We start from the raw sequence: 22,709 nt of genomic DNA, 5'->3' as shown, positions 1-22,709 counted from the left end.
GCACAAACGTTGACTTTGGGCAGCCATAGGGCTCCCTTGTGTCACCGGTCCCGCGCGGCCGGGGGCGCAGTCGGCGGTGTGCGCCCACCGATGCGCCGTTCCCCCTGGTGCGTGCGCCCTCCCCCATGCAGACTGCCCAGCAGGACGCGGGGGCAGGAACGGGGGCAGGCACACAGCCGGGTTTTCACGGGAAGGGGGCGAACAGGCAATGCCGGAGCCCGATTTCAGCGTGCTGGGCGTACGGATAGAGCGGTGGCCGCGCGCTCTGACGAGGGCGGGGCAGGTCGTCGTGCAGAACGGCACTCTGGCCCTGCTGAGGAGCGACGGTCAGGTGATCGACAGTGCGCCGCTGGGGTCGGTCACCGCGGGGCGGCCCTGGTTCTCCGTCGGCGACGGGCATCTGGTGGCCCGGCTGAACGGCATCAGGTACCGGCTGACCATGCCGGAGGCGGACGGCCGCCGACTCGCCTCCCTGCGTGGCGCAGATGGCTGAAGCGACGCGAGTTGCGGAGTGGTACCCGCTGGGTCACCCTGGCGATATCTCACCCAGGGTGCGTGAGCGGTGACGCTGCGATCCAGCCCGCCGCCCGGTTCGTACCTGTCAGAACCGGATCGTCTTCGACCGCCTTCCGACCTCAATCGGGGAGTCGCAGCCGTGACCAGCCAGCCCAGCAGGCACTGCACGGTGGAGCTGCAAGCCCTGCCGTCGCGGATCGGCCAAGTCCGCAGGATCGTTTCGGCGCAATTGCGCTACTGGCATCTGGACCCATTGATAGACCAGGCCGCGCTCGGTGTCACCGAGCTGCTGACCAACGTGCACCGGCACGCCCAGCCGGACAAGACGTGCACCGTGGAGATCGAGCTGCTCTTCGACCGGCTCACGGTCTCCGTCCACGACCACGATCCCCGGCTGCCCACTTTGCGCGTGGCCGAGCCGTCCGACACGGGCGGGCGCGGTCTCTCCCTGGTCGAGGCGGTCAGCGAGAGCTGGGGCGTACGTCCTCAGGGCGCGGACGGCAAGACCGTCTGGTTCGTCCTGCCCACCCACTCCCCCGCGGCCCCGGCAACGTCCACGTCGCCCGGGGGACACAGCCGCAAGAAACGCACGGCGCAGGTCCGGTCGGCCCCTGTGGGCTGACCGGACCGCGCCGGGCGGCACCGGGCAACACCGGCATCAAGCCATGCCGTTCTTGCCCTTGAGCGGTCCCTCCGTGCTGCCGAACTGCTCGTCCAGCACGGACAGCCTGCGCCAGTACTCGTCCTCGTCGATCTCGCCGGTCGCGAAGCGGCGGCCGAGCACGGTGATCGGCGACTGCTCGCCGTGCCCACGGTGGTGGCCCGCCATCCACGGCGGCCCGCCCGGGCCACGTCCCCGGCCGCGCCGGACCGTGCGGCGCAGGAGGGCGATGCCGCCGATCACGACGGCCGCCCAGAACAGCGGGAAGAGCAGCATCCACGGGCCGGGCCCGCCTGCGTGCGCCAGGGTGTTCATCTCGGTTCAGCTCCTCGGTAGCGGTGGGGTGGTGCTCTGCTGCTACCGAGAGTGGCCCCGGGAGGGGGTGCGGGTCGTCGTGCGGCCGGCTGCTGTTCGCGTACCTCCCCGGGAGTACGGGAGGGGGTTCGGTCTGCTCCGTTGCGGGACCGGGGTCAGCGCGGTTCGCCGTACCAGCGCCACTTGTCCCGGCGCTCGTGGCCCGGGAGTTCGCCCCGGCCGGTGGCCCAGAGCATGGTCGGCCAGGGCGGGGTGTCGGCGGGTACGTCGGGGAAGAGCCGGTGCAGGGTGCGGGCGCACAGGTCGGCGGGCGGCTGCCAGCTGTCGCCGACGCCGAGCCCGGTCGCCAAGTCGTGGGTGTGCACGAGGGTTTCGATCACCCCCATGGCGGCGAACCCCTCGGGGTCCGCCACGCCGAAGGTGTGGTGCGCCCTGGCCTCGGGCGGCTTGACGGTGGTGACGGCGTACAGCAGCCCGGCCGCCGAGTCCAGCGCGGTGAGCAGCCCCGGCACGCCCGCCTCGCGCTCGACGCGCACCGCGTTCCCGGGGGCGCCGGGGGTCTCCTGGGTGTAGCGGAACGGGACGTCGATGTCGGTGCGTTCCGAGGCCAGTTGGACGGCGTAGGAGAACAGGTCGTCGATGAGGTGCTCGGCGGTTTCCCAGCAGTCCCAGTCAAGTCCGCCTGCCTTGACGCTCCAGTCGGCGTCGAGGGCCCGGCCGAGGGTGTCGGCGGCCAGGTCGGCGGCGAGGCGTACATCAGCGGGGGTGATCGTCATGGCCGGACGGTAACAGCCGCCGTCCGAACGGCCACGCGGTTTTTCCGCTCGCCCCCGCCCGCCTCCGCTTGCCCTAGGCCCCGACGCCCACCGCGAGTCCGCGCAGCGGGTCGTCGAGCACCGGCTGCCAGGCCAGCTCGGCCGCGCCGACGAGGGAGTTGTGGTCCAGGGTGCAGGGGAGGATCGGTACTCCCCCGCTGCGTCCCCACAGGCTGCGGTCGGCGACCACCGCGCGCAGCCGGTCCGGTGCGGCGGCCAGCAGTGCCTGGTGGAGTCCGCCGAGGATGATGCGGTCCGGGTTGAGGATGTTGACCAGTCCCGCGAGGCCGAGGCCCAGGCGGTCGACGAGGGCCTCCGCGGCCGCCCGTACGGCCAGTTCCGTGTACTCCGTACGGAGCAGGTCCTTGGACTGCTGGAGCAGCGAGACCTCGGGGCCCGGGGTGCGGCCCGCCTCCGCGAGGAAGGCGAGCGGGTCGACCTCCACGTCGAGACAGCCCCGGCTGCCGCAGTGGCAGGGGCGGCCGTCGGAGTTGACCGTGAGATGGCCCACTTCCAGGGCGAGGCCCGAACTCCCGCTGTGCAGGCGGCCGTCGACGACCAGGGCGCCGCCGACGCCCCGGTGTCCGGTGGCGACGCAGAGCAGGTGCTGGGCGCCCCGTCCGGCGCCGTGCCGGTGCTCGGCGAGGGCGGCGAGGTTGACGTCGTTGCCGGTGAAGGCGGGGCCCTCGATGCCCGCGGCGGCGATGCGCGCGGCGAAGATCTCGCGGACCGGGGAGCCTGCGGGCCAGGCGACGTGGAGGGGGTTGAGCGCGGTGCCCTCGGGTTCGGCGACGGCCGAGGGGACGGCGAGTCCGGCTCCGGCGCAGCGGCGTCCGCTCTCCCGCAGGAGCTGCGCGCCGGTGTCCACGACGGCGCCGATGACCTGGGCGGGGTCGGCGTCGACGACCGTACAGCCGGGGGCGGTGGCGACGATCCGGCCGCCGAGGCCAACCAGTGCGGCCCGGTAGCCGTCGGCGTGCACCTGGGCGGCGAGCACGACGGGTCCGGTGTCGTCGACGGTCAGCCGGTGCGAGGGGCGGCCCTGCGAGCCGGCGGCGGCGGGGCGGGAGTCGACCCGGATCAGCCCGAGGGCCTCCAGTTCGGCGGCGACCGCTCCGGCGGTGGCGCGGGTGACGCCGAGTTCGGCGGTGAGCACGGCCCGGGTGGGGGCGCGGCCGGTGTGCACGAGTTCCAGCGCGGGCCCGAGTGCTCCCCGGCCCCGCTCCAATTTCGTTCTGGTGCTGGCCACCCTGGTCCCCTCGGCGTTCATGGGGTGGAGTCTGCCACGACCCGCAACCGTCTTGCCCCGTTCGCGGAGCCCACCCTATGCTGAGTTTGTGCCGAACCTAAACAAAGTCCGGACGGCCGCACCGGGGGGACCGGGCGCAGACAGCGCCGCACCCTCCCTCTCCCGTCTCCGCACCGTACTGACCCTGTTCTTCGCCCTCGACGGCTTCATATTCGCCGGGTGGGTGGTCCGCATCCCGGCCATCAAGGCCCAGACCGAGGCCTCGGCCAGCTCGCTGGGGCTGGCCCTGCTCGGGGTGTCGGCGGGCGCGGTGATCACGATGACGATGACCGGACGGCTGTGCAGCCGCTTCGGCAGCGCACGGGTCACCGTCTTCTGCGGAGCACTGCTCTCGCTGAGCATCGCGCTGCCGCCGCTGACGCACTCACCGCTCGCGCTGGGCCTCGTACTGCTGGTGTTCGGGGCTCTGTACGGGGGCATCAGCGTCGCCATGAACAGCGCGGCGGTCGACCTGGTGACCGCGGTGCGCCGCCCGATCATGCCCAGCTTCCACGCGGCGTTCAGCCTGGGCGGCATGGTCGGCGCGGGGCTCGGCGGGCTGGTCGCGGGGAGCCTGTCCCCGCTGGTCCACCTGTCGGTACTGTCCGCGATGGGGCTGGTGCTCACGGCGGCTGCCGGTCCGGCGCTGCTGCGGGAATCGCGGAAGCTGCCCCAGGCGGTCGCGCCGGAGCAGGCACACGCTCCCACGTCTCCCACGCCCCCCATGTCCCCCGGGAAGCCGCGGACCGCGCCCGCCACCCGGCGTACCGTCGCCCTCTTCGGCGTCATCGCGCTGTGCACCGCGTACGGCGAGGGCGCGCTGGCCGACTGGGGTCCGCTGCACCTCCAGCAGGACCTGGGCGCCCATCCGGGACTGGCCGCCGCCGGGTACTCCCTGTTCGCGCTGGCCATGACCATCGGCCGGCTGACCGGGACCACCCTCCTGGAGCGCCTCGGGCAGACCAGGACCCTGGTGCTGGGCGGGGCGACCGCAGCCGTCGGCATGCTGCTTGGCGCTCTCGCGCCCTCGCTGTGGCTCGCGCTGCTCGGCTTCGCCGTGACCGGGCTCGGGCTGGCGAACATCTTCCCCGTCGCGGTGTCCCGGGCGGGCGAGCTGGCCGGTCCGAGCGGTGTGGCCACCGCCTCCACCCTGGGCTACGGCGGCATGCTGCTCGGTCCGCCCGCGATCGGTTTCCTCGCCGACTGGTTCACCCTGCCGGTCGCCCTGACGACGGTGGTACTGCTCGCCACCGCGGCGTCCTGCCTCGGGCTGGTGGCCCGCAACGCACCGTCCCGGGTGGGGACCGAGGTGCAGTCCCAGGAGCAGACCCGGACGCAGACCCAAGTGGCCGGATAGACAGCCCCGGATCGCGGTACCCGGGCGGAATCGGCGACTCGGGGGCACGATGTCCCCACGGGGAAGTACCGCCGATCCGTCTGGGGGGACGAGATGAAGGCACACCGCTCGCACGAGTTCGCAAGGCTCACCTTCCGCAATCCCGCGTCGCTGGTCTATCTGGCGCTGGTCGCCGCGGCCGCGCTGTTCGTCACCGTCGACATGCTCCTCGTCACGCAGGACGACACCTCGCCCGCCGGGGTCTGGCTGTTCCTGCTCGCCGCGCCGACCGTCTTCGTGTTCCTGATCGGCGGCGCTCTGCTCGCGAGCGGCGTCGCCGATTCGGCCGTGTACCTCTATCCGGCGCTCGTGCTGTCCGTACTGGTCCAGTCGTACGCGCTCGGGTCCTTCGTCCACCTGTGGCGGGGCGGGCGCGCCGCCGTGCGCGGCATGTCACGATCGACCGTATGAACATCACCGCGCACATCGAACACCTCGCGCTCCAGGGTGGGTTGACGGCAGCCGCCGCCGAGCGGGCGGGCACGGACGCGGTGGTGCCCACCTGCCCCGGGTGGCGGGTCACCGGCCTGTTGCGGCACACCGGCATGGTGCACCGCTGGGCGGCCGACCATGTGGCGCACGGGCTCCGGGAGTTCCACCCCGGCAAGGGCGAACCGGACCTGGACGGGAGCGAGTTGATCGCCTGGTACCAGGCGGGGCACGCGGAACTGGTGAAGGCACTGCGCAACGCGCCGCAGGACCTGGAGTGCTGGACGTTCCTGCCCGCGCCTTCCCCGCTGGCCTTCTGGGCCCGGCGGCAGGCGCACGAGGCGGCGGTCCACCGGCTGGACGCGGAGTCCGCGGCGGGCGGTCAACTCAGCCCTTTCGCACCGGAGTTCGCGCGCGACGGGATCGACGAGCTGCTCAGCGCCATGCACGCCCGCACCCGCAGCCGCGTCAGGACCCCCGCCCCGGGAACGCTCCGCGTCCGGGCCACGGACGGCCCCGCGCCCGATGCCGTGTGGACCGTACACCTGTCGCCGGACGCTCCGCCGCGCACCGTACGGAGCGACGAGGGGGCGGCCGACACCGAGCTGAGCGGTCCCGCCGAGCGGCTCTACGCGGTGCTGTGGAACCGGCTGCCGACCGGGGCGGTCGAGCTGTCGGGCGACCCCGAACTCGCGCGCGCCTGGCGGACGTTGTCCGCCATCACCTGGAGCTGACGCACACCCGGATCAGAGCTGACGGTCCGCCAGCATCCGCTCCAGCACTGTCTGCCGCAGGGGCCGCGTCTCCGCATGGAGGCTGCGGCCCTTTTCGGTCAGTGCGACCCGTACGCCACGCCGGTCCGTCTCGCACATGCCACGCGTCACGAGCCCGTCCCGCTCCAGCCGCCCCACCAGCCGCGACAGGGCGCTCTGACTCAGGTGCACCTGGTCGGCGATCTCCTGGACCCGCAGCGGCTTCCGCTCGGCATCGCACGCCAGCACGTCGAGCACCTCGAAGTCACTGGCCCCGAGTCCGAAGGGATGCAGCTCCCGGTCGAGTGCGCACATGGTGCGGGCATGCAGCCCGAGGACACCGCGCCACTCCTCCACGAGTTCGCGCTCCGACTTCTCCGGCTTCTTCACTGCCATGGCCGCACGTTAGCAGAGAGCAGACCCTTTGTTGCACAAGAATTAAATGCACTTGCATCCCATGCATGTGCATGTAGCTTTGCTGCCCATGACCACTGCGCCCGACACCCCACGCACCAGGACGAGTTGGAGCCCCCGACTGTGGGGCACCCTGCTGGTGCTCTGCGCCGCGATGTTCCTCGACGCCCTCGACGTCTCGATGGTCGGCGTCTCGCTCCCGTCGATCGCCGCCGATCTGCACCTGTCCACCGCTTCGCTCCAGTGGATCGTCAGCGGCTACATCCTCGGCTACGGCGGCCTGCTGATGCTGGGCGGCCGGGCGGCCGACCTGCTCGGCAGGCGCCGCGTGTTCCTGATCGCGCTGGCCGTCTTCGCCGCCGCCTCCCTGCTCGGCGGCCTCGTCGACTCCGGGCCGCTGCTCATCGCCAGCCGCTTCATCAAGGGGCTGAGCGCCGCGTTCACCGCCCCCGCAGGACTGTCCATCATCACCACGACGTTCCCCGAGGGCCCGCAGCGCAACCGGGCCCTGTCCATCTACACCACCTGCGCCGCCACCGGCTTCTCGATGGGTCTGGTGCTGTCGGGCCTGCTCACCCAGTTCAGCTGGCGCTGGACGATGCTGATGCCTGCGCCGATCGCCCTGATCGCCCTGTTCGTCGGCCTGAAGCTGATCCCGAAGAGCGCCCGGGAGGACGCGAAGCACGGCTACGACCTGCCGGGTGCCATCACCGGCACCCTCACCATGCTGCTGCTCGTCTTCACCGTCGTACAGGCCCCGGAGGTCGGCTGGGGTTCGGCGCGCACGCTGCTGTCCTTCCTGGCGGTGGTGGCCCTCTTCACGCTCTTCGTGCGCATCGAGAAGCGCAGTGCCAGCCCGCTGATCAGGCTCGGGGTGCTGCGCTCCGGCCACCAGATCAGGGCCCAGCTCGGCGGGGCCGTGTTCTTCGGCTCGTACGTCGGATTCCAGTTCATCGTCGTGCAGTACATGCAGTCGCTGCTCGGCTGGTCCGCGCTGCAGACCGCGCTCGCCTTCCTCCCGGCGGGACTGCTCGTCGCCCTGTCGTCGACGAAGATCGGTGACGTGGTCGACCGGTTCGGCACCCCGCGCATCGTCGCCGCGGGCTTCCTCGCCCTGGTGATCGGGTACGCGCTGTTCCTGCGCATCGGGCTCGACCCGAGCTACGCGGGCGTCATCCTGCCGTCGATGCTACTGCTCGGCGCGGCCTGTGCCCTGGCCATCCCCTCGCTCAACATCCAGGCGACCAACGGGGTCCACGACGACGAACAGGGCATGGTCTCCGGCCTGTTGAACACCTCCTTCCAGGTCGGCGGAGCGCTCTTCCTCGCCGTGGTCACCGCCGTCATCACGGCGGGCGGCGGCACCGAGGAGGGGACCGCGGTGTCCCCGCAGGCACTGCTGGACAGCTTCCGGCCCGGACTGATCGTGGTGACCGGGATCGCCTTCCTGGGGCTGGTGATCACGGCCACCGGGCTGCGGACGCGCCGCCCCGCGCAGTCTCTGGTGCTGCTGGGCTCGTCGGCCGACGGAACTCCGGCAGCGGCGCCGGACACCGTACGCGAGGAAGCCGTACGCAACGAGCCCGTACGGAAGGAAGCCGCCGAGGCCGTCACCGTACGGGACTGAGCGGCGGGCATCCCACTGACGGACTGCCGCAGGGGGAACACGGCCGGTGGGCGAGCACTGCTTGCCCACCGGCCGTACCGCGCAGCACACTTGGACCCATGGCCCCCCGGACGCAGGCCCAGCGGGACGCGATGACGATCGAGATCGGCTACGCCCTGGTCAGTGCGGCGGTCCTCGCGGGCGTGACCTTCGCCGCCGTCTCCGCACCGGCGTACCTGCTGGACGCCCCGGCGGGCTGGGTCACGGCGACGACCGTCCTCGGCTGGGTGCTGGCGGGCGTGGTCTTCGTCGTACGGGTGGTGTACGTGCTGTGGCGTTACTGGGGCGCCCCGGGCACCGAGCCGGGCGGTCCGGGGCGCAACGCCCGCTAGAGGTACGGGCCTCTGCGCCCGCTAGCCGAGCCACCCCGGCCGTACGAGCCCCGACTCGTAGGCCAGCACGACGAGTTGGGCCCTGTCCCTGGCACCCAGTTTGACCATCGTGCGGCTGACGTGGGTCTTGGCGGTGAGCGGGCTGACGACGAGCCGGCGGGCGATCTCCTCGTTGGACAGCCCGATGCCGACCAGGGCCATCACCTCCCGCTCGCGCTCGGTGAGTTCGCGCAGCACACCCGCCTCGGCCGGTTCCTTCGAGCGGGCGGCGAACTCGGCGATCAGCCGGCGCGTCACCCCGGGCGAGAGCAGCGCGTCGCCGTCCACCACCGCCTTCACCGCGCGTACCAGCTCCTCCGGTTCGGTGTCCTTGACCAGGAATCCCGAGGCGCCGGAGCGGATCGCCTCGAAGACATACTCGTCGAGTTCGAAGGTGGTCAGCATGACCACCTTCACCCCGTCGAGCTCCGGGTCCTCGGTGAGACGGCGGGTGGCCGCGAGGCCGTCGAGGCGCGGCATCCGGATGTCCATCAGGACGACGTCCGGGCGCAGTTCGCGCACGAGCCGCACCGCCTCCTCGCCGTCGGCCGCCTCCCCGGCGACCTCGATGTCTGCCTGAGCCCCGAGCAGGGCCCGGAACCCGGCCCTGACCAGCGCCTGGTCGTCGGCGAGCAGCACCCGGATCACGGCGTTCCCTCTTCCTCTTGTCGCAGCACGTCCTGCGGTACGTCTTGCGGTACGTCTTGCGGGGCTTCCTTCGGGGCCTTCTCCGGTACTTCCTGCGGCCCGCCGCAGGCCCGCCGTGCGTCGCGCGGGGCGGCGCTGAGCGGGAGCTCGGCCTCGACCCGGAAGCCCCCGCCGGGGCGCGGGCCCGCGTCGATCGTGCCACCCAGCGCGGCCGCCCGCTCCCGCATCCCGGCGAGTCCGTTGCCGCTGCCGCCCGCGTCGTCGCCGGTGGCCGGTCCCGCGTCGTCGATGCGCAGCCGCAGGCCCGAGGACGCGTACGTGACCAGTACGTCGGCGGTACGGGAGCCGGAGTGCCTGACCACATTGGTCAGCGCCTCCTGGACGATGCGGAACGCGGCGAGGTCCGCACCGGGCGGAAGCCTGCGCACCTTGCCGGTGGTCTCGGTGCTGACGGTGAGACCCGCGGCGGCGGCCTGCTCGACGAGTTCGGGGAGCCGGTCGAGACCGGGGGCGGGGGTGCGGGGTGCGTCGCCGGGGGTGCGCAGCGAGTCGAGCACCTGGCGGACCTCGCCCAGCGCCTCCTTGCTGGCGGCCTTGATGGTGGTGAGCGCGGTACGGGCCTGCTCGGGGTCGGTGTCGAGGAGGGCGAGGCCCATGCTCGCCTGGACGTTGATGACGGAAATGCTGTGCGCCAGGACGTCGTGCAGCTCACGGGCCATCCGCAGCCGTTCCTCCTCGGCCCTGCGCTTCTGGGCGGCGGCCCGCTCGGCGCGGGCGTGCTCCCACTGCTGGCGTTTGACGCGGACGAGTTCGGAGGCGGCGAGGATCGCCGTCATCCAGGCCGCCGGGCCCAGGCCCTCGGTCCAGGACGCGGGGCTGTCGCCCGTCGGCGGCAGCCACCGGTACAGCCAGTGCCCGATGAGCAGGTGCCCGGCCCACAGGAGACCGAGCGCGCTCCAGGCGGCGACCCGGTGGCCGTGCACCACGGCCGCGAAACAGCCCAGCGCGACGGTGAGGAAGACCGGTCCGTACGGATATCCGGCGCCGAGGTAGACCAGCACCGTCCCGGTGGCGGCGAACACCACGGGCACGGGAAACCTGTGCCGCCACAGCAGTACGAGGGGTCCGGCGAGCAGCAGCGCACGGGCGAGCATGTCGATCTGTTCGCGGTCGGGCTGCATCCGTTCCGCGAACCGGGAGCCGAGCAGGAGGAACACGGCGAGCACCAGGGTCGACACCCAGGGCAGCCCGGCGATTCCGGCACGCCGCCGGGCGGGGCCCGCCCCCTCGCCCGCCCCGCCTCCGGCCTCCTCCCAGTGCCTGGCCCAGCGGGGCGGGCCGAACGGCGGACCGAAGGGCGGGCCCGGCCGGTGCCGGCGGTGGAAGTGGCCGCCGCCCCGACGGCCCCGGGCATGCCCCTGACGGCCCTCGCCCCGGCCCGGCCGCCGGGAGGGGCGGCCCGTGCGTGCGTCCTCTTGCTCCATGCGTTCACGCTAGACGGAACGGGCGGGCCCGGCGTCGGCCGCACGGCGTGATCACTCGTACTCCTACGGGAGTACGGGGGTCCCCGTCACACCCCTGTCACGCCTCCGGCAGCACGCCCACCGTCCGTGCCAACTCCCCCGCCGCGTGCGCGAAGAACGCGTCCCGGTCCTCCACCACTCCTCGGAAGTGTCCGAACACCTCGAAGGAGATCAGCCCGAACAGCTGGGACCACACCTGCACAAACGCCATGGCCACCTCCGGGGGCAGGTCGGGGGCGATCTCGGCCGCCAGCCGTTCCGCCTCGGTCCGCAGTCCGGCGGGCACCCGCCCCCGGGCCAGCCCGCGCGAGCCGTACGCGTCGCGCGCCACGGAGATCAGTACGAGGGCTACCCGGGCCGCGGGCTGGGCGGTGGTCTGCGGCGCGGTGTAGCCGGGCACGGGCGAACCGTAGATGAGGGCGTACTCGTGGGGGTGCTCCAGCGCCCAGCGCCGCACCGCCACGCACACGGCCAGCCAGCGCGCCGGGTGATCGGTCCCGGCCTGGACCGGGACTTCGGCGAGCGCCGACTCCGCCGCCTCGCCCACGGCGTCGTAGGCATCGGTGATGAGCGCGGTCAGGAGGTCGTCGCGGCTCGGGAAGTAGCGGTAGAGGGCGGAGGAGGCCATGCCCAGTTCCCGTGCGACGGCGCGCAGCGAGAGCTTCGCGGCACCTTCGGCGCCAAGCTGTTTGCGTGCCTCTTCCTTGATGGCGGCGGTGACTTCGGCCCTTGCCCGCTCCCGGGCCCCACGCATGGTGCTCATGGTGCCTCAGTGTGCCAGCCACGGTGAGCACTGCACAACAACGCGATCGCTGCACAAAAGAGAGAGCACTGCTCTTGCTTTGGATCGGCGATCCGGTGCAGACTGGTGCTCACAAACGAGAGCACCGCTCTCGCAATGTTCCTCCGACACCCAAGGGGACCCTCCATGACCACCACGCGCTACCTCAAGCCCGGCCGCTTCGACAGACTCTTCGGCAGCGCCGTCGGCTGGCTCGCCCGGCACGGAGTCAGCCTCATGGGCAGCGCCGAACTGTCGGTGGTGGGCCGCAGGAGCGGCGAGTGGCGCCGCGTCCCGGTGAACCCGCTTCCGTACGAGGGCGGGCCCTACCTGATCTCCGCCCGCGGCCACTCCGAGTGGGTGCGCAACATGCGTGCCGCCGGTGGCGGGAAGCTCCAGGTCGGGAGCAGAACCCAGGAGTTCACCGCCGTCGAGGTGCCGGACGCCGAGAAGACGGTGATCCTGCGGACCTACCTCAAGAAGTGGGGCTGGGAAGTGGGCCGCTTCTTCGACGGCGTCACCGCTGACTCCTCCGACGAGGAGCTGCTCGCCGCCGCCCCCAAGCACCCGGTCTTCCGCATCACCGTCACGCGGTGACCTCCGCGCGCACCACACTCCCGTACACACGGAACGACCCGCCGGACCACAGGGGTCCGACGGGTCGGGCAGGACGGGCGAAAGAGGCAGGACGGGCGGGCTTTACGCCGCGTCAGCGCTCGTCGGGGCGGTGCGCCGCGTTCAGCGCGCGCTGCGCCCAGGGGTGCATGCGTACGAGTTCGGCGAGGGTGGTGCGGCCGCTGGTGATCCGGGCGAAAGCACGCCAGGCCGGCCTCAGGCCGGTGAGTGCCGCGTGCAGCATCCCCGGGTGGCGTTCGAACTGGGCGAGCATGCGCTTGCCGACGCCCATTTCGACGCCGAGCCCCGCCTTGATGGCGAAGGCGTAGTTCAGCGCCTGCCGCCGTGCGTCGACCGCGTCCTGCGCCTCGGCGATCCGTACCGCCCACTCCCCCGCGAGCCGCCCGGACCGCAGCGCGAAGGAGATGCCCTCGCGGGTCCACGGCTCCAGGAGTCCTGCGGCGTCCCCGCACACCAGCACCCGGCCCCGGGACAGCGGCGATCCGGCGGCCCGGCAGCGGGTCAAGTGGCCCGAGGACACGGACGGTTCGAAGCCCGCGAGGCCGAGGCGGGCGATGAAGTCCGTCAAGTACTGCTTGGTGGCGGCACCTTCGCCCTTCGAGGCGATGACGCCGACCGTCAGTGTGTCTCCCTTGGGGAACACCCACCCGTAACTGCCGGGAATCGGGCCCCAGTCGATGAGCACCCGCCCCGCCCAGTCCTCGGCGACCGTCGGCGGCACCGGGATCTCCGCCTCCAGACCGAGGTCGACCTGGTCGAGCTCCACCCCGACGTGTGCCCCTATCCGGCTGGCGCTGCCGTCCGCGCCGATGACCGCCCGCGCCAGGACGGTCTCGCCGTCGGAGAGGACGACCGCCACGGTGCGCCGGTCGGGGACCGCCGCTCCGTGCTGCTCGACCCGGGCGACGGTGGCGCCGGTCCGCAGCACGGCGCCCGCCTTCGTCGCCGACTCCACCAGCGCCTCGTCGAATTCGGGCCGGTTGATCAGCCCGAACAGCATCTGCCGGGAGCGCCGGGTGCGCGTCAGCTTCCCGTCGAGCGAGAAGGTCACCGCGTGGATGCGGTCCCGCAGCGGCAGGACGAAGCCCGGCGGCAGGCTGTCGCGGGACGGGCCGATGATGCCGCCGCCGCAGGTCTTGTACCGGGGCAGTTCGGCCTTCTCCAGGAGGAGCACCCGCCGGCCCGCGCTCGCCGCCGCGTGCGCCGCGGAGGCTCCGGCCGGTCCGGCCCCTACCACCACGACGTCCCACACCGGTGCGCCGTCCTCGCCCGAGCCGTGTCCGGTGTCTGCTGCGGCGTCTGCGTTCTCGCTGCTCACGATGTGCTTCTGCTCCTGATCCGAACCGTGGCCATGCTGTCCTGCGGCATCCTACGGCGCGGCGGAAGCCGGGGTCGCTGTGGGAGGATCGGCCATGTCTTCGGCGTGCACACATCTGTCCGCGAAGCACCCCCGATCCGCTGTCGCACCCACAAGGAGCGTGTCCATGACCGCCGTCCACCCGATTGCCTCGACCGTCGCCTCGCTAATGCCCCGCGCCAAGGCGGAGCTGACCGAGCTGGTGGCCTTCCGGTCGGTGGCGGATCCGGCGCAGTACCCCAAGAGCGAGTGCGAGGCCGCCGCGGGCTGGTGCGCCGACGCGCTGCGCGCCGAGGGGTTCCAGGACGTGGCTCAGTTCGACACCCCCGACGGCACCCAGTCCGTGTACGGCTTCCTGCCCGGCCCCGAGGGCGCGCCGACCGTACTGCTGTATGCGCACTACGACGTACAGCCGCCGCTCGGCGAGGACAAGTGGGTGTCGCCGCCGTTCGAGCTGACCGAGCGGGACGGCCGGTGGTACGGGCGCGGTGCGGCCGACTGCAAGGGCGGGTTCATCATGCACCTGCTCGCGCTGCGCGCCCTCAAGGAGAACGGCGGCGTCCCGGTCAACGTCAAGGTGATCGCCGAGGGCTCCGAGGAGCAGGGCACCGGCGGCCTTGAGCGGTACGCGGAGGCGCACCCGGACCTGCTGGCCGCCGACACGATCGTGATCGGTGACGCCGGGAACTTCCGGGTCGGCCTGCCGACCGTGACCGCGACGCTGCGCGGCATGACGATGCTGCGGGTCACCCTGGACACCCTGGAGGGCAATCTGCACTCGGGGCAGTTCGGCGGCGCGGCCCCCGACGCGCTCGCCGCGATGATCCACCTGCTGGCCTCGCTGCGCGACGCGGACGGCTCGACGACCGTGGACGGCCTTGTGGCGGACGGGACTTGGGCCGGTCTGCAGTACCCGGAGGAGGAGTTCCGCCGCGACGCGAAGGTACGTGAGGGGGTCGAGCTGATCGGTACCGGTACGGTCGCCGACCGCATCTGGGCCCGCCCCGCGGTCACCGTCATCGGCATCGACTGCCCGCCGGTCGTCGGTGCCACGCCGTCGCTCCAGTCGAGCGCGCGGGCGCAGATCAGCCTGCGGGTGCCGCCGGGCATGGACGCGGCCGAGGTGACGAAGCTGCTCACCGCGCATCTGCACGCACACGCCCCGTGGGGTGCCAGGGTCACCGTGGAGCAGGTCGGCCAGGGCCAGCCGTTCAAGGCGGACACGGCCAGCCCCGCGTACAGCTCGATGGCGGACGCGATGCGGGTCGCCTACCCGGGCCAGGAGATGCAGATCTCGGGCATGGGCGGCTCCATCCCGCTGTGCAACACCCTCGCCGCGCTCTACCCGGAGTCGGAGATCCTGCTCATCGGCCTGAGCGAGCCGGAGGCGCAGATCCACGCGGTGAACGAGAGCGTCTCGCCCGAGGAGCTGGAGCGCCTCTCGGTCGCCGAGGCCCTCTTCCTCACCCACTACGCGGCATCGAAGAAGGTCTGACCCGCTCCGCTCCACCAAGATCAGCGCTGAGCGAACTATGCGCTGAGCGAAGACCCGTGCGGCGGACGTATGCCGTCTCGTACGTTCGCCGCATGGACCTCGTAGAACTGCTTCCGCACCTGCACATGCTGCGTTTCCCCATCGGCCAGGCCTATCTCTGGCGCGACGGCGGGGAGTTGACCCTGATCGACGCGGGGCACAAGGACGCCGCCGCCGACATCGAGGGCGCGATACGGAGCCTGGGCGCGGATCCGCGCCACCTGCGCCGCATCGTGCTGACCCACTGCCACCGCGACCACGTGGGCGCCGCCGAGGAGTTGGCCCGGCGGTACGGGGCTCAGGTGCTGGCGCACCGGCTGGACGCGCCCGTGATCCGTGGGACGCAGCCCACGCCGGAGCCCCGACTCCTCGACTGGGAGGTCCCGTTGTACGAGCACGGGCTGACGGTGCCCGCCGCCCCGCCCACCCGGGTCGACCGGGAACTGGAGGACGGTGACCTGCTGGACTTCGGCGGCGGTGCCCGGGTCGTCCACGCCCCCGGCCACACGGACGGCTCGATCGGCGTCCATCTCCCGCACCACGGCGTGCTGTTCACCGGTGACAGCGTCGCGGCCGTCGGCGAGGTGATGCTCGGGGTGTTCAACGTGGACCGCGCCCAGTCCCTGGCCACCATGCGCCGGCTGGCCTCGCTCGCCCCGTCCGTCGCCTGCTTCGGCCACGGCGACCCGCTCACGAAGGACACCGCCACCCTGCTCCTGGCGGCCGCCGAAAAGGCCTCGTCGGCCGGCTGACAGGCACGACCGCCCCTCGGCCCGCACGCCCACCTCGGCCGCGCCGCCTCCCGGCCCGCCCCTCTCAGCCGACCGGCACCCCCGCCTCCAGGTTGAGCACCGTCCCGCGCTCCCGCGCCCGCAGCGCCCAGCGCAGCCGCTCGTACCGCTCGGGCGGCAGCAGTCCGGCCGCCTCCTCCTCCGTGACGAACCGCCACTGCCTCAACTCTGGGCCCGGCAGCAGGACTTGACCGGCCGCCTCCCCGTCGAGCCGGCCGCCGTCGAAGAGCATCCGCAGCCCGCCGAACCCCGGTGGCCGGGGCGGCTCCCAGTCGACGACCAGCAGCCGGGGCACGCTGTTGAGGCGTATCCCTATCTCCTCGGCGACCTCCCGCACCCCCGCCCGCGCGGGCGCCTCGCCGCTTTCCACCACCCCGCCGGGGAACTCCCAGCCCGGTTTGTACGTGGGGTCGACGAGCAGCACCCGGTCCTGGGCGTCGAAGAGCAGCACCCCGGACGCCAGGGTCTCGGCGGTCGGCGGCGGGGTCTGCACGATCTCGCACGGCCCGGCCGCCCCGGACCGGAGCGCGTCGGCGATGGCTTCGGCGGTCTCGTACGGGGTGGCCCGTCCGGCGTCCACGACATGCGCGTCCAAGGTGATCCACTCCAGCGCGCCGAGGTAGGCCGGGATGTGGTCGTACGCCCATTGCCGTACCCGCACCTCGGCGTCGGCCGCCGTCATGCCCGGCACTTCACGGCGTGCGATCCGCTCCCGCAGGATCGTTTCCTCCACCTTGATCAGCACGTGTCGTACGGCTATCCGGCGCGAGGCCAGCCCGCCGAAGATCTCGTCCCGGTACTCCTGCCTCAGCAGCGTCATCGGCACCACCAGCACCCCGCCGACCTCCGCGAGCAGCGCCGCCGCGGTGTCCACGACCATCCGCCGCCACATCGGGAGGTCCTGGAAGTCGGTGACCTCCGCGAGACGCTTGGCCGGGAGCAGCTGCCCGAGCCCGGCACCGGTCAGCTCCGGGTCGTAGAACGTGCTGTTGGGGATCAGATCGAGCAGCTCGCGTGCGGTACTGGTCTTGCCCGCCCCGAACGCGCCGTTGATCCAGACGATCATCCGTACTCCAGAACCGATAGGCTGCTGAGCAGCGACGGAGCCTCTCCCGATAGATCATTTGGGAGCGGCATGGGAAACGGCGGCAGCCAGAGCCCAGCGCCCACAACTTCCTTTTCCCATACCTCCTGCAAGTAGGCCACGATGCGCCGCTCCATCGCGAGAGTCACCTCGCTGTAGACGCCCTCGATGCCGGGCAGCTCATGCCCCATCCGTGCCTCGATCGCCACCCGAGGGATGTCCCCAGGCTCGTCGAGTTTGCCCTTGTGCCAGTGCCGCAACCGGTAGATGTCTTCCCCCGCCATCTCCTCCACGGCCGGCATCTCCGGCCGAGCCCACCGCTCGTACCGCGGCCGAACAGGGCGCTCGGCTGCGCCGTCGCGGATCGGGTACCAATAGTTGCGGGTGAAGGAGGCATCCAACAGATGGCCTCCGGTCATTGAGGGGAACACCCACGGGCTGAGATGTGACGCCAGCAACGCCTCATGCATCTGATGCAGGAATGGCGGGATCACAAGTGTTCTCCAGCTGTCGTACTTCGGAGCCGCAAGCACCGAGCACGCGCCGTCCTTGTAGGTCTGGTACTGCACTCGGATCGCGTGGAGGTCTCGATACCGCTGGGTTGCCTCCTCCTTCAGTTCCTGGTCTGGCTCGCTCTGCGGCCAGTGCACGGAGGAGTATCCCCGTTGCAGCCCGAAGGTCTCCCCCGGCGGGCGCATGCCTGTGAACGGGATGGTCCAGATGTAGGCCCACCCGACGTATCCCCAGAGGGTGTATGCATTCATGGCGGTCGCGTGGATCGCCTGGATCGACAGCTCGCGCTTCTTCCTGCGCGTCTGCTGTTTCTTGTACCGGCCGCGCCGACGCTCCTCGACGATGGGCGTCTCCGTACGGAGTTTGTGCAGCCGTACGGCATCGTCCATCAGCATCTTGAAGAGGCCGAGGACGTTCTTCCGGTAGTTCGCTGAGTACTTCGCCGTGACGTACTTGTCGAACGCGGCGTACTCGATGGGCTTGATCTGGTCCACGGTCCATGAAGCCCAGTACGGCTTGATCACGGAGTTCAACATGGACCGGTACTTGACGTTCGACCGCACACGCAGGTCGACCTCGGCGAACCAGAGATCGCAGTACTCCTCCATCCCGACGCGGCTGGAGGCGCGGGGGCGGGGGCGGTGGTTTCGGAGATCAGATTCGCGGTCGAGGCCGAAGTCGTAGGCTTCGTCCTCGTCCTGGAACGGCACCCCGGGCTCAGGCCCGGACGCTGATTCGTAGATCTTCGTCTTGGTGGTTCGGCCGTCGGGGCCGCGCTTGTACTCTCCGCCCCACCATTTCACGCGAATTGAGCGGCCCCGTGTCTCGACATAGGGCATGTCATCCCCCCGGATGTTGGCGAATTGGTGCGGAGGCGCGGGCGGGTACCCCTACCGCCGCGCTTCCTGCTGCTTACTCTGCCGTGCCTACCGAACAGCCACGACAGCTTTCGCAGTCTCGTCCCTGCGCCCTCATGAATCGCCTCACGCGCGCTCGCAAATCGCGATCTCCGGCAACCCTGGAGGGCAGGACGCACACCATCTCGCCGTTCACTTGGGTCGGGTATCCGAGAAAGGACGCCGCCCCAAGATCCAGAGTGATGACAATACTCACCGGTCCCCCTTAGTTACTCTGCGGGACCTCCTCGGGTGAACGGCAAGGGTGACATGACAAATGCGCTAGCGGGAGGGGTTGTTGAGGTTTCACCAGCCCCATGAGGTAACGATCAGGTCACGGCGAAAAGGTTGTGCGCCGATCAATACCGATCAGTCAGAGTCCTCAATCTCACCCGCCCTTCGCAGTGCCGCCACAAGTTCGTCACTGAAGGCGTCAATGTCCCCGATCGGCGCCCCGGGCAGCTTCACGCGCGCCGCCTCAAAAGCCGCAGCCCTCACAGCACCTTCATCAAGGAGGACCCGGGGCTGCGCGCGGCCCGTCGGATCATCGACGAGCACCGGCTCACCGCCCTCACTGACGGCCACACAGCTGCCGACCGCCCAGCCGAGCGCCTTGTCGATCGCGGCGTAGGTCGTGTCACGCACCGACTCGCCCTCTTCGACACGCCGCCACGTGTCCTTGGAGATGCCGGCGGCGGCAGCTGCGGCGAGTCGCGAGGCGAACAACTCAAGGCGGTGCGCCTTAACAACTTTTGCCAGTCGGCCGGGATCTCGGGTTGCCATGTCGACATCTTGGCAGGCTGCGCCAGTTCCAACCAGTTCCACCTAGGTAATCGGCCGGTATTCACTGAGGCAAGGCTAACTAGAGCTAACTATCAGCACACTCTGCGACCCGCCACGCCCACATGAAGGCTAACTAAGGCTAGACAAGTGAGGCTAACTAGGGCTAGTTTTACGGCATGCACCAGCCGCTGACCTTCGAGGTCATCGGAGACGCGATCCGCGAGGAGCGCATGGACGCGGGGCTCACACGCGCCGAGCTGGCGAGACAGGTGGGAATCAGCCCCCGCTACGTCGCCCACCTCGAAAACGGCACCCGCAGACACATGGGCCCCACGCCGTATAGGCGCCTCCGCACAGCCCTCAACACCACGGACGAGCGCCTCCGCCGTCCGATCTGCCCCACACCGGAGGCACAGCCCCCAGAAAGGAAATGAACATGGCCACCAAGGCCTACGAGCTCTACGGAGTACCCGTCGCCCCACAGGACGAGAACCAGGAGTTCATGACCGTCCAGGAGACGGCGCATGTCCTGAAGTGCAGCGTCTCGTGGCTCCGCCGATTCCTCGCGGAAAACCGCGACCTCCACGGCCGCAGCGGACGCCGGATCATCACCAACCGCGCCGACCGCGCCGCCATCTACGAGGCGATCCGCGCAGGTGATCCGCGCAAGGGGCGCAGCAGGCCACAGCGCCGCCGCCCCGTACACCGGGCCGCACTCAGCGCCTGACCCAAAAGAAAGCGGGGCCGCCCGGACGGTCCAGGTCCGATGCAGCCCCTCGGCACACCGCTCACCACAGGAGAGGTACACCGTGACGATCAATCTAATCCACCCGGCAGGAGAGGTCTCCGCCGAGACCGCCCAGCGCGACGGGCACATGACCGCGCTGTCGGTCGCCGAGAACATCATGAGCGCCTCGCCGGTCGTCCCGGCCGAGCTGGAGACGCACTGCAAGCCGTGGGCAGTCAATCGCCTCGCAATCGTTCTGCACTTTTTCGACGCTCCCAACGACGTCGCCCTGTTCGCCGAGCACTTCACGCTGGACCTGTCGCGCATCGTGTGCAGCGACGGGGCGACCGAGGTCATTGCGGAGGGTGTCATCTCCGGGGTGCAGGTCCGGGCCTGGTGCCGTGTCCGCCCGACGCCCGACGAGTCCGCTGCCCGCCTGTCCGAGTTTCTCGCCCCGTCCTCGGTGGTGACCGCGTGAGCGCCGGCCGGACGGTGGTGGCGTCCCGGGTGATTGTCGCCGCGTGGGAGGCGAGTGGCCGTCCGACGGCGGAAGTGGCGGCCGAGGCGCTGGAGTCGGCGCAGCTGCTCCAGGACCCGGAGGTCGCGGCCCGCGCGGCGAAGCTCCAGGGACTGCTGGACCAGCGGTCCGCGCAGGTGGCAACCATGTCCGAGCAGCTGCGTGGGTTGGGTGCGGACATCACTGCGCTGCGGGCCCGGGTCTCCGAGCTGGAGGCGCTGACCCCGGCTCCGATCCAGACGTGCCAGAACTGCGGCGCGGGCTACACCTACGGCCAGGCCTGCGGGAACTGCGAGTTCAAGGCGCGCATGGCCGCCGACATCGAGGAGCGGGGTGACGCCTCGTGATCTGGCTCGAAGCGCTTCTCATCGCCAGCCTCGCCGCGCTCTTCGTCTTCGCCGCGCTCGGCCTCGACGACACCCACTTCGACGTGGACCACCGGGAGAACCGATGACCGACCACCAGCCCACCGTGGACGGCCCGTTCCGTATCCACGTCCAGGCCATCCCCACCGGCGCGACGCTCGACGTGTCGCACTACCTCCACACCCTGATCGTCGCCCTCGCCCACGCGGCGGAAGAGGACGGGGAGTCGGTCCTCGACAACCTCCGGCACATCGCCGGGCTGGACCGGTCGGCCGGCGTGCAGGGGCCCGACTCGCACGCCACACACCAGCGGGACGCCTGCGTGGAGACGCTCCTGGACGAGCTGGTCGACGGCGGCCTCATCCCGGTGTACGGGGTGCAGGTGCTGCGGCTCGCGGACCGGCTCCGGGAGATCGGCCAGCCGAAGGCGGTACCCGCGCAGCTTCAGGAAGGTGCCGCGTGAACGCCGCCCGTGACGACATCCTCTACGCCCTCCGACAGGTGTCCGGGGCGGTCGGCGACGACCTGCCCGAGACGGTACTTGCCCGGTACGAGGCCGAGATCCTCACCAAGACGGCCGCCGAACTCGACGCCGTGTGCCAGGAGTACGGCGTGCTCGGAGTCCGCGACCGCCTCCGCCGCTTGGCCGACGAGACCGGTGAGAAGGACAGCGCACTCGCGCCGACGTCCACTCACCCGACCCCGCTGGTCGTCTCCCGCTTCGACACCGCGATCGAACCCGCCGTCGAGGAGGAGTCCCTCCTCACCATCGGGTGCATCGCCGAGGACGGCACCCCGGTCGCCCTGCTCCTCGACCCGGAGACGCGGTCGAAGGTCGGCCGCTGGCTCCTCCCCGAGAAGGACGTGGACGAGCGGCTCGGCCGTCTCGCCGACCACATCCTCGGCCACGGCGGTGAGTGGACCACCGGCCGCGCCCATCGCTGGCTCCTCGCCGAGGTCGACCCGGGGGTGTCCCGGCACCGGGCCCGGCACGCGCTTCAGCACCTGGCCGCGACCGGCTACCTGATCGAGCACGACCGCAGCGGACGCCGCACCTACACCGCGAACTACCCGCAGGGGGCCACCGAGTGACCAGTCCCAAGCACGCCCGGGACACCGAGCGGGGTCGCTACTACAGCGACCCTGCCGGGGGCCCGGACCTCGTGTCCGTCACCAACGTCCTCGGGACCGCCGTGGCCAAGCCCGCGCTCATCTCGTGGGCGGTAAAGCTCACCACGGAGCACGTCCTCGACAACCTCTACGACGTCCAGACCCGCATCGACGACGACCGGCCCGCGCTCACCCGCGACATCAAGGCCGTCCACCGCGACGTCAAGGACCGTGCCTCCGACCTCGGCGACCGCGTCCACGCCGCCGCCGAGGCGTACGTCCTCGGCGCCCCCGTGGCCGCAGACCCGGAGGTCGCTCCGTACACCGGACAGTTGGCCCGGTGGCTGGACCTGTGGTCGGTCGACCTGGACAAGCACATCGAGGCCACCGAGATCACCTGCCTGCACCGCCGCCTCGGCTACGCCGGTACGGCTGATCTTCTGATCTGGCTGCCCACCGGCCCCGGCGGGGTGCTGGAGCTGTGGCTCATCGACTACAAGTCCTCGGCCACCCGCCCGGCCAAGAGTGTGTACCCGGAGTACACCCTCCAGTTGGCGGCGCTCAGGTTCGCCGAGGTGGTGCTCCTGCCGGACGACACCGACGCACCGATGCCGAAGGTCCAGCGGACGGGCGTCCTCAACCTCCGCGCGAAGTCACACGCCCTGGTGGAGATGCCCGCCGGCCGCGACGCCCACCGGGCGTTCCGCGGCCTCCTCGAAGGGACGCGCTGGCTGCACGCCGCGCCGTCCTCTTACCCCGCTCTCCTCGCCCCCGGCCAGACGGCCGCGCCGCGGCGACGTACTTCCCGAAAGGCGGCCTGA

28 protein-coding genes are annotated in these 22,709 nt (G+C 71.2%); 17 read left to right on the top strand and 11 right to left on the bottom strand.

What is annotated here, in order from left to right; translation table 11 throughout:
• Nucleotides 1–208 precede the first annotated feature (208 nt).
• On the top strand, nucleotides 209–493 hold the full coding sequence (locus tag ACZ5PB_RS18990) for a hypothetical protein (RefSeq protein ID WP_468692513.1): 285 nt from the start codon (nucleotides 209–211) through the stop codon (nucleotides 491–493).
• Between the two features lie 162 nt (nucleotides 494–655).
• Nucleotides 656–1,138 (top strand): ATP-binding protein, encoded by a 483-nt coding sequence (locus tag ACZ5PB_RS18985; protein ID WP_468692512.1) that lies wholly within the window; start codon nucleotides 656–658, stop codon nucleotides 1,136–1,138.
• Nucleotides 1,139–1,174: 36 nt separating this feature from the next.
• Here the strand turns inward: ACZ5PB_RS18985 and ACZ5PB_RS18980 are convergent, their stop codons facing one another.
• From ACZ5PB_RS18980 to ACZ5PB_RS18970, 3 genes are all read right to left on the bottom strand, one after another.
• On the bottom strand, nucleotides 1,175–1,492 hold the full coding sequence (locus ACZ5PB_RS18980; RefSeq protein ID WP_468692510.1) for an SHOCT domain-containing protein: 318 nt from the start codon (nucleotides 1,490–1,492) through the stop codon (nucleotides 1,175–1,177).
• Nucleotides 1,493–1,647: 155 nt separating this feature from the next.
• Nucleotides 1,648–2,268, bottom strand: coding sequence for a hypothetical protein (locus tag ACZ5PB_RS18975; protein WP_468692509.1), 621 nt, complete (start codon nucleotides 2,266–2,268; stop codon nucleotides 1,648–1,650).
• A 73-nt stretch (nucleotides 2,269–2,341) separates the two neighbouring features.
• Nucleotides 2,342–3,577, bottom strand: a complete 1,236-nt coding sequence (locus tag ACZ5PB_RS18970) for an ROK family protein (protein WP_468692508.1) — start codon at nucleotides 3,575–3,577, stop codon at nucleotides 2,342–2,344.
• Nucleotides 3,578–3,644: 67 nt separating this feature from the next.
• Between ACZ5PB_RS18970 and ACZ5PB_RS18965 the strand changes: the two genes are divergently transcribed.
• The 3 genes from ACZ5PB_RS18965 to ACZ5PB_RS18955 all read left to right on the top strand — a co-directional run bounded on the left by ACZ5PB_RS18965 (nucleotide 3,645) and on the right by ACZ5PB_RS18955 (nucleotide 6,154).
• Nucleotides 3,645–4,952 (top strand): MFS transporter, encoded by a 1,308-nt coding sequence (locus ACZ5PB_RS18965; RefSeq protein WP_468692507.1) that lies wholly within the window; start codon nucleotides 3,645–3,647, stop codon nucleotides 4,950–4,952.
• A 93-nt stretch (nucleotides 4,953–5,045) separates the two neighbouring features.
• The gene (locus tag ACZ5PB_RS18960; RefSeq protein ID WP_468692505.1) at nucleotides 5,046–5,402 is read left to right on the top strand and encodes an SCO4225 family membrane protein; all 357 of its coding nucleotides are present in this window, start codon (nucleotides 5,046–5,048) and stop codon (nucleotides 5,400–5,402) included.
• Complete coding sequence (locus ACZ5PB_RS18955) at nucleotides 5,399–6,154, top strand: maleylpyruvate isomerase family mycothiol-dependent enzyme (RefSeq protein ID WP_468692504.1); 756 nt, start codon at nucleotides 5,399–5,401, stop codon at nucleotides 6,152–6,154. Before ACZ5PB_RS18960 ends, ACZ5PB_RS18955 begins: the two co-directional genes overlap by 4 nt.
• Before the next feature lie 12 nt (nucleotides 6,155–6,166).
• Here ACZ5PB_RS18955 and ACZ5PB_RS18950 read toward each other — a convergent pair whose 3' ends face one another.
• Nucleotides 6,167–6,568: a MarR family winged helix-turn-helix transcriptional regulator gene (locus ACZ5PB_RS18950; RefSeq protein ID WP_468692502.1), complete on the bottom strand. Its 402-nt coding sequence runs from the start codon at nucleotides 6,566–6,568 to the stop codon at nucleotides 6,167–6,169.
• An 88-nt stretch (nucleotides 6,569–6,656) separates the two neighbouring features.
• Between ACZ5PB_RS18950 and ACZ5PB_RS18945 the strand changes: the two genes are divergently transcribed.
• Both ACZ5PB_RS18945 and ACZ5PB_RS18940 read left to right on the top strand, forming a co-directional pair.
• Nucleotides 6,657–8,213: an MFS transporter gene (locus tag ACZ5PB_RS18945; RefSeq protein WP_468692501.1), complete on the top strand. Its 1,557-nt coding sequence runs from the start codon at nucleotides 6,657–6,659 to the stop codon at nucleotides 8,211–8,213.
• 98 nt (nucleotides 8,214–8,311) lie between these two features.
• Complete coding sequence (locus tag ACZ5PB_RS18940; protein WP_468692499.1) at nucleotides 8,312–8,584, top strand: DUF6332 family protein; 273 nt, start codon at nucleotides 8,312–8,314, stop codon at nucleotides 8,582–8,584.
• A gap of 21 nt (nucleotides 8,585–8,605) precedes the next feature.
• Here the strand turns inward: ACZ5PB_RS18940 and ACZ5PB_RS18935 are convergent, their stop codons facing one another.
• From ACZ5PB_RS18935 to ACZ5PB_RS18925, 3 genes are all read right to left on the bottom strand, one after another.
• Nucleotides 8,606–9,271: a response regulator transcription factor gene (locus ACZ5PB_RS18935; RefSeq protein WP_468692497.1), complete on the bottom strand. Its 666-nt coding sequence runs from the start codon at nucleotides 9,269–9,271 to the stop codon at nucleotides 8,606–8,608.
• On the bottom strand, nucleotides 9,268–10,755 hold the full coding sequence (locus ACZ5PB_RS18930; RefSeq protein WP_468692495.1) for a sensor histidine kinase: 1,488 nt from the start codon (nucleotides 10,753–10,755) through the stop codon (nucleotides 9,268–9,270). The genes ACZ5PB_RS18935 and ACZ5PB_RS18930 overlap by 4 nt, the downstream gene beginning before the upstream one ends.
• A 97-nt stretch (nucleotides 10,756–10,852) precedes the next feature.
• A complete protein-coding gene (locus ACZ5PB_RS18925; RefSeq protein ID WP_468692493.1) occupies nucleotides 10,853–11,557 on the bottom strand; it encodes a TetR/AcrR family transcriptional regulator in 705 nt (234 codons plus the stop codon).
• 165 nt (nucleotides 11,558–11,722) lie between these two features.
• Here ACZ5PB_RS18925 and ACZ5PB_RS18920 point away from each other — a divergent pair, with 165 nt between their 5' ends.
• A complete protein-coding gene (locus ACZ5PB_RS18920; protein ID WP_468692490.1) occupies nucleotides 11,723–12,172 on the top strand; it encodes a nitroreductase family deazaflavin-dependent oxidoreductase in 450 nt (149 codons plus the stop codon).
• A gap of 112 nt (nucleotides 12,173–12,284) precedes the next feature.
• Here the strand turns inward: ACZ5PB_RS18920 and ACZ5PB_RS18915 are convergent, their stop codons facing one another.
• Entirely contained in the window at nucleotides 12,285–13,529 is a 1,245-nt protein-coding gene (locus tag ACZ5PB_RS18915) for a geranylgeranyl reductase family protein (RefSeq protein WP_468692488.1), read from the bottom strand.
• A 166-nt stretch (nucleotides 13,530–13,695) separates the two neighbouring features.
• On the opposite strand from ACZ5PB_RS18915, the gene ACZ5PB_RS18910 reads away from it, so the two are divergent.
• The gene (locus tag ACZ5PB_RS18910) at nucleotides 13,696–15,063 is read left to right on the top strand and encodes a M20/M25/M40 family metallo-hydrolase (RefSeq protein ID WP_468692486.1); all 1,368 of its coding nucleotides are present in this window, start codon (nucleotides 13,696–13,698) and stop codon (nucleotides 15,061–15,063) included.
• Between the two features lie 92 nt (nucleotides 15,064–15,155).
• Nucleotides 15,156–15,854: an MBL fold metallo-hydrolase gene (locus ACZ5PB_RS18905; protein ID WP_468692485.1), complete on the top strand. Its 699-nt coding sequence runs from the start codon at nucleotides 15,156–15,158 to the stop codon at nucleotides 15,852–15,854.
• Nucleotides 15,855–15,918: 64 nt separating this feature from the next.
• On the opposite strand, the gene ACZ5PB_RS18900 is transcribed toward ACZ5PB_RS18905, so the two are convergent.
• From ACZ5PB_RS18900 to ACZ5PB_RS18890, 3 genes are all read right to left on the bottom strand, one after another.
• A complete protein-coding gene (locus ACZ5PB_RS18900) occupies nucleotides 15,919–16,959 on the bottom strand; it encodes an NUDIX hydrolase (protein WP_468692484.1) in 1,041 nt (346 codons plus the stop codon).
• Nucleotides 16,956–18,329 (bottom strand): integrase, encoded by a 1,374-nt coding sequence (locus ACZ5PB_RS18895; protein WP_468692482.1) that lies wholly within the window; start codon nucleotides 18,327–18,329, stop codon nucleotides 16,956–16,958. Before ACZ5PB_RS18895 ends, ACZ5PB_RS18900 begins: the two co-directional genes overlap by 4 nt.
• A 426-nt stretch (nucleotides 18,330–18,755) precedes the next feature.
• A complete protein-coding gene (locus tag ACZ5PB_RS18890) occupies nucleotides 18,756–19,169 on the bottom strand; it encodes a hypothetical protein (RefSeq protein WP_468692480.1) in 414 nt (137 codons plus the stop codon).
• Nucleotides 19,170–19,345: 176 nt separating this feature from the next.
• On the opposite strand from ACZ5PB_RS18890, the gene ACZ5PB_RS18885 reads away from it, so the two are divergent.
• From ACZ5PB_RS18885 to ACZ5PB_RS18855, 7 genes are all read left to right on the top strand, one after another.
• The gene (locus tag ACZ5PB_RS18885) at nucleotides 19,346–19,603 is read left to right on the top strand and encodes a helix-turn-helix domain-containing protein (RefSeq protein WP_468692478.1); all 258 of its coding nucleotides are present in this window, start codon (nucleotides 19,346–19,348) and stop codon (nucleotides 19,601–19,603) included.
• 2 nt (nucleotides 19,604–19,605) lie between these two features.
• Nucleotides 19,606–19,896: a DNA-binding protein gene (locus tag ACZ5PB_RS18880; RefSeq protein ID WP_468692477.1), complete on the top strand. Its 291-nt coding sequence runs from the start codon at nucleotides 19,606–19,608 to the stop codon at nucleotides 19,894–19,896.
• An 82-nt stretch (nucleotides 19,897–19,978) separates the two neighbouring features.
• Nucleotides 19,979–20,374, top strand: coding sequence for a hypothetical protein (locus tag ACZ5PB_RS18875; RefSeq protein WP_468692475.1), 396 nt, complete (start codon nucleotides 19,979–19,981; stop codon nucleotides 20,372–20,374).
• Nucleotides 20,371–20,760, top strand: a complete 390-nt coding sequence (locus ACZ5PB_RS18870) for a hypothetical protein (RefSeq protein ID WP_468692473.1) — start codon at nucleotides 20,371–20,373, stop codon at nucleotides 20,758–20,760. Before ACZ5PB_RS18875 ends, ACZ5PB_RS18870 begins: the two co-directional genes overlap by 4 nt.
• Nucleotides 20,761–20,863: 103 nt before the next feature.
• Complete coding sequence (locus tag ACZ5PB_RS18865) at nucleotides 20,864–21,241, top strand: hypothetical protein (protein WP_468692471.1); 378 nt, start codon at nucleotides 20,864–20,866, stop codon at nucleotides 21,239–21,241.
• A complete protein-coding gene (locus ACZ5PB_RS18860) occupies nucleotides 21,238–21,870 on the top strand; it encodes a hypothetical protein (RefSeq protein ID WP_468692470.1) in 633 nt (210 codons plus the stop codon). The genes ACZ5PB_RS18865 and ACZ5PB_RS18860 overlap by 4 nt, the downstream gene beginning before the upstream one ends.
• Nucleotides 21,867–22,709, top strand: coding sequence for a hypothetical protein (locus tag ACZ5PB_RS18855; protein ID WP_468692469.1), 843 nt, complete (start codon nucleotides 21,867–21,869; stop codon nucleotides 22,707–22,709). The genes ACZ5PB_RS18860 and ACZ5PB_RS18855 overlap by 4 nt, the downstream gene beginning before the upstream one ends.

Source organism: Streptomyces sp. NPDC032721 (genome assembly GCF_055579625.1).
Note: the sequence above shows the minus strand (reverse complement) of the source record. Positions and strands in the feature narration are given on the sequence as shown.